The 15,555-nt window shown below is 50.0% G+C and carries 13 protein-coding genes and 1 pseudogene; 11 read left to right on the forward strand and 3 right to left on the reverse strand.

The window, feature by feature from the left end; all coding sequences use genetic code 11:
- Window positions 1–25 precede the first annotated feature (25 nt).
- From IQ268_RS00430 to IQ268_RS00440, 3 genes are all read left to right on the forward strand, one after another.
- On the forward strand, window positions 26–1,144 hold the full coding sequence (locus tag IQ268_RS00430; protein ID WP_193874404.1) for a type IV pilus twitching motility protein PilT: 1,119 nt from the start codon (window positions 26–28) through the stop codon (window positions 1,142–1,144).
- A 195-nt stretch (window positions 1,145–1,339) separates the two neighbouring features.
- Window positions 1,340–2,575, forward strand: a complete 1,236-nt coding sequence (locus IQ268_RS00435) for a type II secretion system F family protein (protein WP_193874406.1) — start codon at window positions 1,340–1,342, stop codon at window positions 2,573–2,575.
- 300 nt (window positions 2,576–2,875) lie between these two features.
- Window positions 2,876–3,487 carry a hypothetical protein gene (locus IQ268_RS00440; RefSeq protein WP_193874408.1) on the forward strand — a complete coding sequence of 204 codons (612 nt, stop codon included), beginning with the start codon at window positions 2,876–2,878 and terminating at the stop codon, window positions 3,485–3,487.
- A 97-nt stretch (window positions 3,488–3,584) separates the two neighbouring features.
- Here the strand turns inward: IQ268_RS00440 and IQ268_RS00445 are convergent, their stop codons facing one another.
- Window positions 3,585–4,292: a hypothetical protein gene (locus IQ268_RS00445; protein WP_193874410.1), complete on the reverse strand. Its 708-nt coding sequence runs from the start codon at window positions 4,290–4,292 to the stop codon at window positions 3,585–3,587.
- 374 nt (window positions 4,293–4,666) lie between these two features.
- Window positions 4,667–5,701: a saccharopine dehydrogenase-like oxidoreductase gene (locus IQ268_RS00450; RefSeq protein WP_193874412.1), complete on the reverse strand. Its 1,035-nt coding sequence runs from the start codon at window positions 5,699–5,701 to the stop codon at window positions 4,667–4,669.
- A gap of 377 nt (window positions 5,702–6,078) precedes the next feature.
- On the opposite strand from IQ268_RS00450, the gene IQ268_RS00455 reads away from it, so the two are divergent.
- The 3 genes from IQ268_RS00455 to IQ268_RS00465 all read left to right on the forward strand — a co-directional run bounded on the left by IQ268_RS00455 (window position 6,079) and on the right by IQ268_RS00465 (window position 7,219).
- A complete protein-coding gene (locus IQ268_RS00455; RefSeq protein ID WP_193874414.1) occupies window positions 6,079–6,288 on the forward strand; it encodes a DUF2997 domain-containing protein in 210 nt (69 codons plus the stop codon).
- Between the two features lie 62 nt (window positions 6,289–6,350).
- Complete coding sequence (locus IQ268_RS00460) at window positions 6,351–6,737, forward strand: DUF1257 domain-containing protein (protein WP_193874416.1); 387 nt, start codon at window positions 6,351–6,353, stop codon at window positions 6,735–6,737.
- Complete coding sequence (locus tag IQ268_RS00465; protein WP_193874418.1) at window positions 6,737–7,219, forward strand: ferredoxin; 483 nt, start codon at window positions 6,737–6,739, stop codon at window positions 7,217–7,219. Before IQ268_RS00460 ends, IQ268_RS00465 begins: the two co-directional genes overlap by 1 nt.
- A 92-nt stretch (window positions 7,220–7,311) precedes the next feature.
- On the opposite strand, the gene priA is transcribed toward IQ268_RS00465, so the two are convergent.
- Window positions 7,312–9,876, reverse strand: a complete 2,565-nt coding sequence (gene priA / locus IQ268_RS00470; protein WP_193874826.1) for a primosomal protein N' — start codon at window positions 9,874–9,876, stop codon at window positions 7,312–7,314.
- A gap of 1,372 nt (window positions 9,877–11,248) precedes the next feature.
- Here priA and IQ268_RS00475 point away from each other — a divergent pair.
- The 5 genes and pseudogenes from IQ268_RS00475 (at window position 11,249) to IQ268_RS00490 (ending at window position 15,553) form a co-directional block, all read left to right on the forward strand.
- Complete coding sequence (locus IQ268_RS00475) at window positions 11,249–12,448, forward strand: RNA polymerase sigma factor, RpoD/SigA family (RefSeq protein ID WP_193874420.1); 1,200 nt, start codon at window positions 11,249–11,251, stop codon at window positions 12,446–12,448.
- A 51-nt stretch (window positions 12,449–12,499) separates the two neighbouring features.
- Window positions 12,500–13,003: pseudogene (locus IQ268_RS32000) on the forward strand (N-acetyltransferase family protein); the annotation flags it as partial.
- A gap of 84 nt (window positions 13,004–13,087) precedes the next feature.
- Window positions 13,088–13,486 (forward strand): GNAT family N-acetyltransferase, encoded by a 399-nt coding sequence (locus IQ268_RS32005; RefSeq protein ID WP_228034987.1) that lies wholly within the window; start codon window positions 13,088–13,090, stop codon window positions 13,484–13,486.
- A 97-nt stretch (window positions 13,487–13,583) separates the two neighbouring features.
- Window positions 13,584–13,790, forward strand: a complete 207-nt coding sequence (locus tag IQ268_RS00485) for a glycogen debranching protein (protein WP_193874424.1) — start codon at window positions 13,584–13,586, stop codon at window positions 13,788–13,790.
- Window positions 13,791–14,230: 440 nt separating this feature from the next.
- Entirely contained in the window at window positions 14,231–15,553 is a 1,323-nt protein-coding gene (locus IQ268_RS00490) for an efflux RND transporter periplasmic adaptor subunit (RefSeq protein WP_193874426.1), read from the forward strand.
- Window positions 15,554–15,555 lie beyond the last annotated feature (2 nt).

The following is a 15,555-nucleotide window of genomic DNA, read 5'->3' on the forward strand; positions in this document are numbered from 1 at the left end:
CCAACCGCTATAAGGAGTGCTCAACATGGAGTTAATGATTGAAGACCTGATGGAACAGCTCATCGAGATGGGCGGTTCCGATCTACATTTATCCGCAGGAGTACCGCCCTATTTCCGGATTAGCGGCCATTTAACCCCCATCGGGGATGAACCGATGACAGCGGATCAGTGTCAACGGCTGATCTTCAGCATGCTCAACAACACTCAGCGCAAAAACCTGGAGCAAAACTGGGAGCTTGACTGTTCGTACGGCGTAAAAGGGTTAGCCCGATTCCGGGTCAACGTCTACAAAGACCGAGGCACATATGCTGCATGTTTGCGGGCATTAAGCTCTAAAATTCCTAACTTCGACAAGCTAGGGTTACCAGATGTGGTTCGAGAGATGGCTGAAAAGCCAAGAGGGTTGATTTTGGTGACTGGGCCGACCGGTTCCGGCAAAACGACCACCCTGGCCGCCATGATTGACCTGATTAACCGTACCCGCGCAGAACACATTCTGACCATTGAAGACCCGATTGAATTTGTCTATGAGCCAATCAAAAGCTTGATTCACCAGCGACAGTTAGGCGAAGATACCAAGAGTTTTGCTAACGCACTAAAAGCAGCTCTGCGGGAAGATCCGGATATTGTGCTGGTTGGTGAAATGCGTGATCTAGAAACTATCTCCCTAGCAATTTCTGCCGCAGAGACAGGGCACCTGGTTTTTGGAACCCTGCACACCAGTTCAGCCGCACAAACCGTTGACCGGATGATCGACGTTTTCCCATCTGAACGACAAACTCAAGTACGTGTGCAACTCTCTAACTCCCTCGTTGCGGTGTTTAGCCAAACTCTCGTGTCCAAGAAAAATCCGAAGCCAGGTGAATTTGGCCGGGTGATGGCGCAGGAGATCATGGTAATTACACCTGCCATTTCTAACCTGATCCGTGAAGGTAAGACCTCACAAATCTATTCCGCTATCCAAACTGGCGGTAAGTTAGGTATGCAGACATTGGAGAAGGTCTTAGCCGACCTTTATAAGTCAGGAGGGATCTCGTTTGAGGCAGCGATGTCCAAAACCTCTCGACCAGACGAGTTGCAGCGTTTGATTGGTGCAGTACCAGGGGCTGCTAAACCTGGAACCGCTGCAGCGGCAAAACATTAGACCCCTAAGAAGTCACGCAGACGATGCTGGTCACTAATTTTGCTGTGCCTAACGGTAGCGATCGGAACCTGCAACAGAAACTCATTGCATCTTTGATTCTTTTACAGTATCTATTCAGAGAGGTTAGGCCAAGCACGGCAACCTAATCTTCTCTTCGATCAAGTTTCTAACTATCCCTTCATGAAAGTGTGAGCTATGCCTACCTATGTTGTTCGCGCCCGCGATACAAAGGGAAACCCTAGACGGCAAAAAATAACAGCAGACTCTCCTGCTGAAGCCCGCTCCACCCTGAGAGAGCAGGGGCTATTTGTCCAAGAATTGACAGAAGACCGAGGATTATTCGATAAGCTCAGCAGCTTTGATTTGAAAGATATCCAGGGTGCAATGACCAGCGTTACGGTCAAAGACAAGGCTATCTTCTCGCGACAGTTTGCCGTACTGATTAACGCAGGTGTAGCACTGGTCAGAGGTCTTGGCGTGCTGTCCGACCAGTGCGCCAACCCGAAGCTGAAGAAAGCGCTTCAGGAGATCAGTTCTGATGTACAGCAAGGCACCAACTTGTCTGACTCCATGCGGAAGCATCCTAAGTGCTTCGACGGACTTTATACGAGCATGGTTCAGGCTGGAGAAGTTGGAGGTGTGCTAGACGAAGTCATGAACCGTTTAGCCAAATTGTTGGAAGATACAGCACGATTGCAAAACCAGATTAAATCAGCCATGACGTACCCCATGGCGGTTGGCTTCATTGCGGTCAGCGTCTTTGTGGGTATGACGGTCTTTCTACTGCCTATTTTTGCCAACATCTTTGAAGAGCTAGATGCGGAACTGCCTCCTTTCACGGCTTTCATGATGCTGATTAGTCAAGTTCTGAGGACTCCAATTTACTCAGTTACCATCATCGTTCTCATCATCGTTCTGGCGTTTGCTTACAAGCAGTACTACAAAACGGCAGTAGGAAGGGAAACGATGGATCGGTTCTTTTTGAAGATGCCGCTGTTTGGTGATTTGATCCAGAAGACGGCTACCGCTCGATTCTGTCGTACATTTGGGGCACTGTCCCGCTCTGGAGTACCAATTCTAACGGCTCTAGAAATTGTTAGAGATACGGCTGGCAATCAAGTTATTGCCAATGCTGTGGACGAAGCACGACGAGAAGTCCAAACCGGAGGCATGATCAGCCTTGCACTTCAGCGTGAGCAGGTGTTTCCAGTGATGGCGATTCAGATGATCAGTATTGGTGAGGAAACCGGAGAAATCGATACCATGCTGATGAAAGTTGCCGACTTTTATGAAGATGAAGTTGAACAGGCGGTAAAAGGACTGACAAGCATTATGGAACCCATCATGATTGTCGTCATCGGCGGTATGGTAGGCTCCATTCTTGTGGCAATGTACTTACCTATGTTTAAGGTAATGGACGCTATCAAGTAAGGACGATTCAGTCATCCCTTTGGTAGCTCGACATCGATAGGGCATGGCATTTGGGCGATACGTCTGTTTTTTTTCAAGGAATATCTGCCGAATGTTATGTCCTTGCAGGAGACATTTAACGCTTTTCAAATTAGACAAGCTCTAAACACTACTTAAGAGCGATCGCTTGTTGCTGCGGTTAGCGTCTAGCTTGTTTTCTATGCTGACGCTGACCGCTTACTTATGACGTGACGAAACAGCACAGGCTTTGCCTTGCTAACATTTTAAAGTCAAGTACAGCTTTCAGCAGGTTCGCAAACTATGACTGTTGAGCAGTCTCAGTACGAAGAGCTACTGGCACAGTACAGTGACCATTTTGGTGCGATCGCACTCCTGCAACAGTTTCGACCCTATTTGGAACTGATTCCAAGTATGCGTCGGCCTCAGGAGAGCATTATTACGATTCCGCTACCGCTGATTCGAATTCGTCACTATGCCGCATCGGCAGGAGCAAATCATCTTGCATCTGACGCTAAAGCGTTAGTTCAATTGCCGTGCGATGTTGCTATTTTGATGTGTGACCCAGAGTGGAAGGTCAAGACTGGTGTTGAAATCTTCGTTTTTATCCATCGTCCCCAGGAAGACTTCTCTGAGTTGCTTAATCGCTGGAGACAAACGCAAACTTGCCTGGATAAAGGATACGAGTGGCTCATGCCAGCCCGTTATCGCCATGTGATCAGCGAAAGCGCAGACGAAACCTATCCACTGTTTGTGATTTTTCCAGAAACACCGGAACGAATTGCACGGGGCTTACGAGGAGCCGGGCTGCCGTTTGTCACTCAAGCCGTTTTCGACCCTGAAGCGGATACAAAATCTGAGATTGAAGCGATCGAACCAAAAATTTCAGCTATGGATGACTTGACTGACTCATAAAGCCGTTAGGAGCTGACGTAGGCTGCTGCTAGAAACAGGCAGCAGGACAAAGATCGCTACAGATCACTGGCCTGCCGCCTATCTGGGAGTTGGTGAACTACTGAGTTAACGCTACATCTAGCGAGTAGGGGCCAGAACCGGCAACTCGGATGAGATAATTGCCATCGGCTGAAATGGTGCCGCTCCAGTTCAAAGTTTGACGAGCAACTACATCAACTTGCTGGTGACTGGGTTGCAAAAGCGTCATTGCGACATCTGCACCCCGCACCAGAACGGTTAACGTCTGCCCTTTAACAACTTGAACAACATAGGTTTCTACCACGGCGTCTTGCAGTTGCCCTTGCATCGTGGCGTTGGATGCGTTTGCAGCAAACTCTACCGTTTGCAGATGCGGACTGCCTTGGAATAAAGCAAGGGTTCGCGACGGTAGGTTCGCTACAGAAGCCGATGGCTGGAGATTGCTTTCAACTTCTGACGATTCTTTACCCGGCGGCTCGTGGTCAGCCCCCGCAAGAATTTTAGACGCTTCTAACTGTGAAACTTGAATACCAGAAACCCATACCTGACTGCTTGAATCGGCGGGAGACAGATGAGAAGCTAATATCCCAATGACCCCCAACACAACTGTGACGGTACCAAGGCTAAAGTGAGCCAAACTGCGATCGCTCTTACGACTGGATCCAACCCGGTCAACACCGCAAGGCACACTGACTAGATGAGAATCAGGACGGTCTCCAGACGATTCAAGGGATTCCCCTGGCTGCAACTGGAATGCTGCTCGAATTCTGTGAAGAGAGGACATCATGACTAATGCAATGGACTAAACAACGATTGCACGGCAGCAAGGTAGAGATTGGTTACAACTTGCTCATGTAATAATCATCACAAAACCACAGCGACGTTGCCACGGACTATAACCCCTCACAGTAATAACACGGTGAGGGATTGTAGCCTGTTGGTTAAGCTGGCTCTCCTAACTAGAGAAAAGTCCGGATTGAAACGTTCCTGATTAGAAAAACAGGGCAGATAGGGTAGCCGTCAGGGGTTTGACTCCTACGGAGTCGTCTCAGTGATATCACGGCGATCGCAAAATAATCAGCCAAAATATACCGACATACACGTAGGTTCTTAGTCGCGCTAATTTCGTCTTAGACCCTTTCCCTCAATGGAATGAGAGCTTTACTTGACAAACTGAGGCATTACTTCTGCTGCCGTAAATAAACCGTGTACGCCACGTTGTTGCAGTTTCGCACCCGCTTTGAGATAGCCAAAGGCAGGCCCACAGACATTAGCTGCCATGCTTGTTTCGTCCCCCAAGGTAAAGGTATGGGTAGAGATTTTGCCTTCGAAGGTGCGTCCTGTGACCTGGACATTAGTGCTGAGAGGTTTTTTAGAATGCCGTGTATCCACAACTCCGCCGACCGTGACGCGATCGCGGGAGCAGATTCCAGCTAGCTCCAGCATCAAATCGTCAGCATGTTCCATATTTTCTAGCGTCAACAACCCGTTCGTTTGATTGAGTAACGCTTCAACCTCAGCATCGGTCATTTTTCTAGCCCGTTCGACATCGTATCCCGGCAGGTGGGCAATGTCTTCTCGAATAGTGGCTCGGTAGGCTTCCCAATTCGCAATGCCAACGCCAAAGGTGATGTTGACGCTATGAATTTCGGTATAGCTCTGCGCTGCGATTGCAGCGGCAGCGGTTAACAAGCCAGGGGTTGCACCACACCCCGTCAGGTAAGTAATGCCAGATGCCTTTAGCTCATCTTCCATTTGAAATAAATGTTCCATTGCGGTAGTGCGTTTGATGGCATCTACCACAACGCCCTGCCATCCCAGGTCAATTAACTGGCGCACAACAGTTGCCATGAACGTGTTGGGGAGATTGGGTAACGCCAGAAATAACCCTTGCACCTGAACCGTTTGAGCAAGCAAATCGTGAATGCTGTTGTTGCTGAGAACTCCAAAAGGTTCCAGATAGCCCAGCGAACCTTGCGTCTGATAGGTTTTGACACAGTCTTCCACGCTCAGGCCGGATGGGGCAAATACATATCCTTTGTGATCGGCAGCGGCTACCCATTGCATTTCTTGCTTCAGCGCAAGTACCCGCGCCGCCGCCTGCCCCAACCCACCAAACCCTAAAACACCGACTCGAATGGGAGAGTGTTGCAGTGAATTAGCGTTACGGCCATCTTCGATCGCGTCTCTGTTCATATGTGGTATGCCAAATGGAACAACCTCTCATTATCGAGGGTTGTCTTGCCGACAACACACCGAACCAAAAAACTCTATTTGCTGGATCTCTGTTCGTTTGACTCACAAACAACGGCATGTTTTCTGTTTGTCTGTGACTTGACGGCATCCGGAAGTTAAGCGACACTGACTTAACAAAAGCAACGACTCACAGAATTAATAACTTTTTTTACGTTTTAAGCCTGCTTAGTTAACTTCGAGTGGGAGAGTTTAATAAAATCACTCTGTAGGTCGAGTATCACGCCATCCACTCTCAATTAAGTTGTTAACAACATTAAGTGTTTTTTAATATTTAGCCGATAGCGGTTGGTTAGCTAGTTCACAGGATCATCGAACGCATGGAAACGCTAGAGTTCGTCATTCATCCAGACGGTCGAGTAGAAGAAAAGGTTACAGGAATCGTAGGCGCAACCTGTGCCGAAGTAACGGCTGCGATCGAAGCTCAGCTAGGTCGAGTTGTTGCTCAGGAAACCACTTCTGACTTTTACGCTCAGGCAGTCGTGCAGGCTGAGTCCACCGTCGTTCAGTCTGCTCATAGCCGCTGGTAATTTTAACGGCTGTTTTCAGCCAGTTGCCCTTTTTGTTCCACATCCACTTTAAGCCAAAGCCCATGTCACACTTTAGCCAGATTAAAACTCAAATTCGCGATCTTACTTCGTTGCAATCCGCTTTAACCGATCTAGGCGTTGATTGGAAGCCCGGACCTCAAGCCGTTAGAGGATACCGTGGTCAAACCCAGACTGCTGAAGTAGCCATCGAACAGGACAATGGTTACGACATCGGCTTTAAGTGGAATGGTCAAGAATATGAACTGGTTGCCGACCTGCAATATTGGAAGCAGACTCTCACCGTGGATGGATTCATCAGCCAAGTGACCCAGCGCTATGCTTACTGTACTGTTCTAAACGAAACAGCCAAGCAAGGATTCCAGGTTTCTGAGCAGCAGCAGAATCAGGATGGCTCTATTCGTGTGGTCTTGCAGCGTTGGAATGGATAATGGCTGATTTTTTCACGTCTTCCCCGCATTGGTCAGTGGAGTATTCCGCAACTACACCCGTAACCGGCCTAGAGCCAGAGCTAGGGGGCTATCTAAGAGATGCTCCAGAGCGGAGTGGGCTAGAGCCAGAGTTGGGCGGCTTTAACCGCCAAAAAGGGGTTTACGTTGATGAAGTGACTTGCATTGGCTGTAAGCATTGCGCTCATGTTGCGCGCAATACGTTTTACATTGAGCCTGACTATGGGCGATCGCGGGTGGTTCGCCAGGATGGTGACACGGAAGAGGTGATTCAAGAAGCGATCGATACCTGCCCGGTAGATTGCATCCACTGGGTTGAATACACTGAGCTAAAGACCTTAGAGGAAAACCGCAAGTATCAAGTTATTCCGGTAGCTGGATTCCCGGTTGACCGGGCGATTGCCGCTGCTGCCGAGCGCCGACAAAAGCGAAAGGTTCGGTCTAAGCCGCATTTGACAGAGTGAGGCAGCGCGGTTGGGTTGCATTAAAGCCCAACCAAGGGCATAACCCCATCCCCCGGCAGCGATCGCTGCCGGGGGATAAATTTTATCTAAAGTTACATCAGAGTCAGCGGATCAATGTCGATCGTCAGGCTGACCGAGCTGGGGCAAACGGTGCGGAGGGATTCAAGCGCAGGCAGCTTACCTGGTGATTGCAGCGATCGCTTCAGCAAGATTTGCCAACGGTAGCGCCGCGAGACTCGAATGACTGCCGCAGGGGCAGGTCCCAACAATTCATAGCCTGCATCGTCAATAGTCGGACGCAACCGCTCGGCTATCTGTTCTGCCGCTTGCTGCACGGCATCGGCGTTAATGCTGCTGAGCCGAATTAACACCAACTGACCATAGGGCGGATAACTAAGTGCTGCTCGCTTGTCTAATTCAGCTTCGACAAACGATTGATAATCATGCTGCTGTACGGCCTGAATGACCGTGTGTTGAGGCGAGTAGGTTTGCAAAATGACCTGCCCTGGCTCCTCTCCCCGACCTGAGCGTCCAGCAACTTGCAGCAGCGTTTGGAACGCCCGCTCGCTGGCGCGATAATCGGCAAGATGAAGCAAACCATCTGCCGCCACAACGCCAACCAACGTCACCTGGGGTAAGTCAATCCCTTTGGTGAGCATCTGCGTTCCAACCAGCAGATCGGCTTCTCCTTGGGCAAACTGAGTCAGCAAGGTTCGATGTGCCCCTTTAGTACGGGTTGTATCGCTATCAAACCGGATACTTTTCAACTCTGGAAACTGCTCAGCCAGCTCTTGCATCACTCGCTGAGTACCGCTACCAAAATGTTTTAGATAAGGAGAACCGCAGTCTGGGCATTGGCGAGGGTGCGATCGGCTGTAGCCGCAATAGTGGCATCGTAACGAATCAAAGCCGCCAGAGTGGATTTGGTGATAGGACAGCGAAACATCACAGTTTGGGCATTCGACGACATAGCCACAACTGCGGCAGGAAACAAAGGTGCTGTGCCCCCGCCGATGGATAAAAAGTAAGCCCTGCTGCCCTCGTTCCTTAAGCTGCTTTAGCGCCAGTTGAAGCGATCGACTAAAAATAGAGCGATTTCCCTGCTGCAATTCTTGCCGCATATCAACCACCTGGATCGGCGGCATTGGGCGAGCCTGAACACGCTCGGGCAGGGAAAGATAAAGGGCCGCAGGCGCAGTTGATTCAGAAACACACTGCTCATTACCTGTTTGCACCAGATCAGGCGGGTTAACCTTGATCCAACTCTCCAGGGACGGAGTGGCAGACCCTAAAACCAATGGACACTGAGCCAATGTCGCTCGCCATTCAGCCACCATTCGGGCGTGATAGCAGGGAGCGGGTTGGTCTTGCTTAAAACTGCTGTCGTGTTCCTCATCTAAAATGATCAACCCTAAATGATGCAACGGCGCAAAGATAGCCGAGCGAGTGCCAATTACCACTTGAGGGGTACCGCTGAGCATCTGCCGCCAGGTGTCATAGCGCTCGCCATCGGATAAAGCGCTATGATACACCCGCACATTAGAACCAAAGCGTGCCCGAAATCGATCGGTGAGCTGAGGGGTCAAGCCGATTTCGGGAACCAGCACCAGAGCAGATTTTCCCTGTTGCAATATTGGCGTAATTGCCTGGAGGTACACTTCCGTTTTTCCAGAGCCAGTTACGCCATGCAGCAAAACGGAGCTGTATCCTGTCAGCGCGGTAATGGTGGCTAATGCGGTGGACTGAGCGGAGGTCAGGCGTTTGGGGCGATCGCTACCCATCTCTAGCCCTGCTTCAAAGCGCAACACCTCTCGCGGTTGAATCACCACATATCCTTTCTGAGCCAGGGCTTTTACAACGGACGAACTCACATGACAGACTTGCAATAGCTCTTGCAACCAGAGGTCACCCCCTCGTCGCTTTAACACATCTAAAATTTCTTGTTGCCGGGGACTCAGCGAGGCAAGAGGTGGCTCGGCAACCAACGTTACAGCCTGCTGCTGCTTGGGGCGAATGGTGGCAGGAGGCTCTAAATAGCTCTCGACCCAGCCACGTGCCAGCAAATCTCGCAATCCTCGGTTAGCATTGCGGACTTGACGCTGTAAGTAGTGCCAGGTGTAATCTCCCTGTTTTTGTTCCCTGAGGCAAGATAACAGGTGTTGAGCCGCCGCAGGTAAAAATACATCGGCTCCGGGGGGAATGGTTTCGGGCTTGAGCCGGATACGCCGCTGCGATCGCCCCAGCAAACCAGGCGGCAGGGCAACGCGCACCACCTGCATGAACGACGTGCAGTAATAGTCAGCAACCTGGTGCAGTAATGCCCAATAAGAGGGCGGGAAAAAGCCCGAACTAACAATGTCCTCAACCCAGCGAATCGAGCTACGGTCGAGATCGGCAGGAAGCTGATGCACAACCCGAATGGCGATCGCTCCCACCTGCTGAGTACCAAATGGAACAGTGAGAATATCACCCGGATGAACCGATAGGTTTAAGGGCACCTGATACGTGTAAAGTCCCTGGACACCAGAGCAATCTACCAGGACTTCCACCCACCGAGATGTTGGCACTGTAGCCTCATAGATGCCGTTCGACTCAGCTACATCGGCTAACACAGAGCGAGTTCCAGATACAAGCTGACGATCAGGATCAAACTGCATTGAGAGACTTAGACCATAACCATAGACATAAAACAGACGAAATAAAACAGAACCGCTCTTAAACACCCAGGCACTCAGGATAGAGCCAGAACTAGATTTAGGGGGTTCGAGTGACACTCTACCCTTCTAAAACCATCCTTCAAAAACGGTGTGCCCTGTCTCAACAGTTTAATCCAGGAATTGAACGAGTAGCGGAGGAGGCTATTTCAGTTCACCTGTAATTCAGTTCACCTGTAAACTTTTATTCGACAGAAACGGAATCCTTTAAAGAATGTTCAAAAAGATGACTCAACTCAGACCAACAACAAACCAACAACAAGGGGCACTGGCATATTCATAAAGCTCTTTTTTTCAGCAAAGTTAATTATTTCTAAAGACTATTTTAGTCTCATTTTTTCTACAAACGCAAATTGCACTCTGCACGCACTGCAATTTTAACAACAACGAACTCCGTAAAATTGACTAATGCCCTGAACAAATAATTAATACCAAACAAATCGTCAGGCCGCCTGAAATGGCCTGGAATCAGGGAAAACGGCATCAATGTTGATTATGAGCCGATAGAGGCTGTAGTGTAACACTTAGCAATGTTAACCTCAAAAAACTAGCGTGACTAAATTTTATTTTGCAATCAATGTAAATCTAAATCTGTAATTATCTGCTTTAAATTTCACCAAAATGAGTGATTGCCAATCCCTGCCGTTAAACCGAATCTCTAGGGTGAGTGCAAAAACCAACTAACAGCTAACAGCTCAGACAGACTAAAACGATTGACCTTTTCATTCCATTGGTAGATAGAAACTCTCTTACGGTCATGCAAAGCTATTCTTGGGTCAGGTTGGTGTAGTAAATTCAACTTGAATATGCTAACTGTCTCAACGAACGAATCGTTCCTCTGCTGATGTTCAGCAGCGTTTAAACAACCGAGAAGTGCCTCAATAACCTCTATCAACTAACTTACAGTTGATGTTTTTTGTTTTCAATTTCTGCCAGCGACGCACTGCCACTCCGCTTTTTAGAACTGGGAGGAGTTGGATTGCAGCGTCGTGTACGCCGAAAGTTTGAATTTTGTAGTTAGAAGAACAATCGTAAGTTCAATATCAGGTAGTTTTAGCAAAAGACGTTTCATCTGCCTCTGTTCTGTCTCTTAGTAGCTTGTCGTTCGCAACTTCGCGTGTTAGCAACTTGAATAGTTTGCTTCCCTGAGAAGAGCCATCTACTTTGCTGTTGACTGTGAGAAGAGCTGAGAAGCAAGCCTGGATTTTATTCAACGACACCAAAGCAAGACTCATTGTGATAGTCCATTTGGCGCTATCGCTGCTTTAGATATACAAACAACGGAACCACCAACGTTAGAACAGCGACTTTAAACATGACAACGGTATTCAATCACAATTCCAAACAAGCAACGGACGATCGCAGAGATAACTCCGCTGACTTACTTCAACTGGATTTACCCTCTGAAGACGATTTTCTAAACACAGGTATTAGCGAACCTGAACTGGATGTTTCTCCGGATCAAATCGATCCACCTGATGCAGGAGTAACGGTTGAGTTTGATTCAGATTCTGACGATATTAATGCCTTATTTGGCGATGCTTCTCCTGGCTACCGCAAATCTGTTTCGGATGATGCGGTAGGTGCCTTTTTTAAAGAGATGGCACGGTATCCATTACTGAAAGCAAACGAAGAGATAGAGTTGGCGCGGAGCGTTAAGCTGCTGGCCGAAATGGAAGAGTTGCGCGATCGCCTCACTGAAGAACTGGGACACAAACCCAGCAAAGCAGAAATCGCTGCAACCTTGGAGCTAACCGAGCGGCAGTTGGAGCACCGGCTTTACCAGAGCCGGGTTGCCAAGCGCAAGATGATTCGGTCTAATCTGCGCTTAGTGGTTTCAATTGCAAAACGCTATCTTAATCGCGGTGTGCCGTTTCTAGATCTGATTCAGGAGGGCGCTTTAGGACTTAACCGGGCAACCGAAAAGTTTGACCCAGATAAAGGCTACAAGTTCTCAACGTATGCCTACTGGTGGATTCGGCAGGGCATTACCCGCACGATCGCCAACGATGCCCGCACTATCCGGTTGCCCATTCACATTGTTGAGAAGCTTAACAAGCTGAAAAAAGCCCACCGCGACCTGCGAAAAGAGTTAAACCGCAACCCAACAGAAGAGGAACTGGCTGAAGTGTTAGAAGTAACACCCGACCAGCTTCGCAACTTACAGCAGGTGCGGCGGCGATCGCTCTCGCTGAACCACCGGGTAGGCAAGGGTGAAGACACCGAGCTAATGGAACTGTTGGAAGACAACAGCACCCAGTCGCCCGAAGCGCAAATGAGCGAATCGATGATGCGGCAGGAGATTTACAACGTTTTAGGAGAAGTCTTAACCGAGCGCGAGAAGGATATCATTGCCCTGCGTTATGGCCTAACCACTGGCGAACCTCACACGCTTGAAGAAGTAGGTGGCCTATTCAATCTCTCGCGTGAACGGGTACGGCAAATTCAAACCAAAGCCATGCGAAAACTTCGGCGTCCTCAGGTTGCAGCTCGATTAAAGGGCTGGCTGAGATAAGGCTGCCTCTAATTCCTGTGGTACGCTCAGGTCAGTTGACCTGAGATTGCCATGTCTGATGCTGTGACCCAGATCCATCAGCAAATCAGCATACGAGTTGCTGAGCCTGCGGATGCTGCTACCCTGTTCCAGTTGGTTTGCTCATTAGCCGAGTATGAAAACCTGCTACATGAAGTGACTGGTAGCGCAGAGGCATTAAAGGAGCATCTGTTTGGGGCACATCCTTACGCTGAAGCGCTGTTAGCTGAAGTGGATGGAACGACCGCTGGCTTTGCCCTGTTTTTCCCAACCTACTCACCGATCCTGGGGAAACCCAGTTTTTATCTCGAAGATTTGTTTGTGCAGTCAAGGTATCGAGGCCAGGGAGTCGGCAAAGCGCTACTTCAGCATCTGGCAACGCTGGCTCGCGATCGCCACTGTGGGCAATTAGAGTGGAGCGTTTTGGACTGGAACGAACCTGCGATCGCCTTCTATCGCCGCATAGGCGCTAAACTGTTGGACACCGTGCGTGTCTGCCGAGTCGCCGGAGCTAGTTTATCTAACCTGGCAAGCGGCACAGCCCAATCAGTTCGGTTCGCTACGGTAGCAGACGTACCAGAGTTATTCGCTTTAGTTAGAGCCAACGCAGACTATCACCACATGTCGGCTAATTTCACTGCTACACCCGAACGGTTAACCCAGGCTCTATTTGGCTCCCATCCGTTTGCAGAAGCCGTTGTAGCAGAACGCAACGGTGAAATGGCCGGAGGTGCGTTGTTTTTCCATAACTACTCTACGTTTTTGATTAAACCAGGCATCTGTATGGAAGACCTGTTTGTTCAGCCAAACTATAGGCGGCAGGGAGTTGGACGGGAACTGCTGACATATCTGGCTCAACAGGCGCTCAGCCGCCAATGTGGCCGGTTGGAATGGCTGGTTCAACAGTGGAACAGTGACGCGGTGGCATTTTATCAGCATCTGGGAGCCGTTATCTTAGTAGACTGGCGGATTTGTTGTCTCGATCAAGAAGCGATCGCAGCGCTAGCCGCATCCCGTTAATCAACCGTTGCTCACGGCAATGTCTGGCTGAACCGCTGGTCGTCACCGAGCCAATCCATCTAGCAAACCGCCCCTTCACGACCACCAGGAGTTTAGTGTGATTATTTGGGTCAACGAACAGATCGATCCGTCTGGAATCATATATTCCTGCATTGCCTGCTGTGACGAAACCCAGGCGCAGGAATGCCACGATTCATTTAAAGCCAACCTCACTTCCGAGCAAAAAGCCGCCGGTTGGGTTGCTCGTCTCCGCACCGTTGAATCCTGGGATGACGTGCCTGTGAGCGCTCTCAAACTGAACTAACGAAACGAACGGAACGAACAGTTCTCTGGCTCAGCTCAAGCAAACTAGCGCCAAACCGCTGTTTCGGCATGGGCATGAGCCGCTTTCCGTCCAAACCACGTCTTGAGGATAGTCAAATTGCTCGATCGGCGGTTAAAAAGTCCGCTGTGGGTGTTTATGACGCAACCACCCCAATCACCACATTTGTGGCCAGTTCAGTTAAATCGGCACGGTAGAGCGGCTTGCGCCTGGAACCTGTAGTGGAGTAGAGATGGTGGAGTAGAGGAAGTAGAGACAAGCTGACAAATTTCTATCTATAGAGCGGTGTCAGACAAAGCAAGTGACTGACTGGATAGTCCGATCGGTCAGTTTTGGGCAAAAGGTTTTACTTTTATAAATCTTAACCACTACATTAATGAGTAAGAGCCTCCCCGTTCATCTCTACCTGGCAGAACAGCACCATGCAATCTACTTTTTCTACTCCCCCAGCTAATCGGCGTTTATCTACCGCCGCCCGTCAGTTGCTGTTGGTTGGATTGCTTATCACTACGACCGGATGTGGCTGGTTGCCCAAGCAGGAAGCCCAGGCACAATCCTCTGGTGAACGAGGGGAAAGAGACCAATCTGCCGCTGTTGAAACCGCGATCGCCCAGGCGGGAAGCATCGAAGAAACGCTCGAATATACCGGCACCACCGAACCTGTGAGCCAGGTCGTTGTGCGCCCCCAGGTAGAAGGGCAGCTTTTGGCACTGAATGTAGACGTGGGCGATCGCATTCAACGGGGACAAACGATTGCGCGTCTGGATGATGGCTTGCTGGTGGCCGCTGTGCGCGAAGCCGAAGCCGAACTTGCCGCCAGAAGGTCGGAAGTAGCGCAAGCCCAGGCTCAGGTTAGCGATGCTCAAACGCTGGTTGAACAAGCCCGGTTGCAATATCAGCAAGCCACTGCCGATGCCCGCCGTTTACAGTCGCTAGCTGGGGAGGGTGCCATTTCGATACAAGAAGCTGAAACGGCTCAAACCGCCATGCAAACCGCAGAGCAAGCTGTTCGATCAGCGCAGGAACAAGTTCGAACACGCCAGCAAGCGATCGTGGCTGCTCAGGGTCGGGTTAATGCCCAGGAAGCAATTGTGGACGAGGCATCACGGCGGCGCTCTTATACACAGTTGTCCTCGCCTATTACTGGATTGGTACTAGAACGAGCGGCAGAACCGGGCAATCTAATCCAACCGGGAGACAGCCTGTTGCAGCTTGGCGATTTCAGCTCGGTTAAGGTGATTGTGCAGGTGTCCGATCGCGCCGTGTCCAGTGTGCAGGTAGGGCAATCTGCCACCGTTCGGCTGGATGCGTTTGCCAATCAAGCATTTGACGGCAGAATTACTCGCATTTCTCCAGCAGCCAACCCAGTAGCGCGTCTTATACCGATTGAAGTCACCATTCCCAACCCGGACGGGCGCATTGGCAGTGGGATGTTAGCTCGCGTCAGCTTTGAATCCAGTAATGCCGATCGCGTTGTTGTACCCGAAGCCGCACTCAATGCCAGCGAAGGTGAAACCCCTTCGACCCTATTTGTGGTGGAAGGCGAAGGCGAAAACGCCAGAGCGATCGCCCGTCGCGTCCAGGTTGGCGAGAGAGCCAATGGTCAGGTTGAAATTTTGTCGGGGTTAGAACCGGGTGAAGCCTTCATTGCCCGTAGCAGTGATTCACTGACCGATGGGCAATCGGTACGGCTGAGCATTCTTTCTGAAACGCAGACAAACGAGGCCGCCAATGCGGTCAACTAAGC

Origin of the sequence: Oculatella sp. LEGE 06141, assembly GCF_015207605.1 — a bacterium.
Lineage (GTDB): Bacteria > Cyanobacteriota > Cyanobacteriia > Elainellales > Elainellaceae > Oculatella.

What these genes read in the sequence shown, in the direction of transcription:
- IQ268_RS00430 (WP_193874404.1), top strand. Translation starts at nt 26, where the DNA reads ATGGAGTTAATGATTGAAGACCTGATGGAACAGCTCATCGAGATGGGC.
- IQ268_RS00435 (WP_193874406.1), top strand. Translation starts at nt 1,340, where the DNA reads ATGCCTACCTATGTTGTTCGCGCCCGCGATACAAAGGGAAACCCTAGA.
- IQ268_RS00440 (WP_193874408.1), top strand. Translation starts at nt 2,876, where the DNA reads ATGACTGTTGAGCAGTCTCAGTACGAAGAGCTACTGGCACAGTACAGT.
- IQ268_RS00445 (WP_193874410.1), bottom strand. Translation starts at nt 4,292, where the DNA reads ATGATGTCCTCTCTTCACAGAATTCGAGCAGCATTCCAGTTGCAGCCA.
- IQ268_RS00450 (WP_193874412.1), bottom strand. Translation starts at nt 5,701, where the DNA reads ATGAACAGAGACGCGATCGAAGATGGCCGTAACGCTAATTCACTGCAA.
- IQ268_RS00455 (WP_193874414.1), top strand. Translation starts at nt 6,079, where the DNA reads ATGGAAACGCTAGAGTTCGTCATTCATCCAGACGGTCGAGTAGAAGAA.
- IQ268_RS00460 (WP_193874416.1), top strand. Translation starts at nt 6,351, where the DNA reads ATGTCACACTTTAGCCAGATTAAAACTCAAATTCGCGATCTTACTTCG.
- IQ268_RS00465 (WP_193874418.1), top strand. Translation starts at nt 6,737, where the DNA reads ATGGCTGATTTTTTCACGTCTTCCCCGCATTGGTCAGTGGAGTATTCC.
- priA (WP_193874826.1), bottom strand. Translation starts at nt 9,876, where the DNA reads ATGCAGTTTGATCCTGATCGTCAGCTTGTATCTGGAACTCGCTCTGTG.
- IQ268_RS00475 (WP_193874420.1), top strand. Translation starts at nt 11,249, where the DNA reads ATGACAACGGTATTCAATCACAATTCCAAACAAGCAACGGACGATCGC.
- IQ268_RS32005 (WP_228034987.1), top strand. Translation starts at nt 13,088, where the DNA reads ATGTCGGCTAATTTCACTGCTACACCCGAACGGTTAACCCAGGCTCTA.
- IQ268_RS00490 (WP_193874426.1), top strand. Translation starts at nt 14,231, where the DNA reads ATGCAATCTACTTTTTCTACTCCCCCAGCTAATCGGCGTTTATCTACC.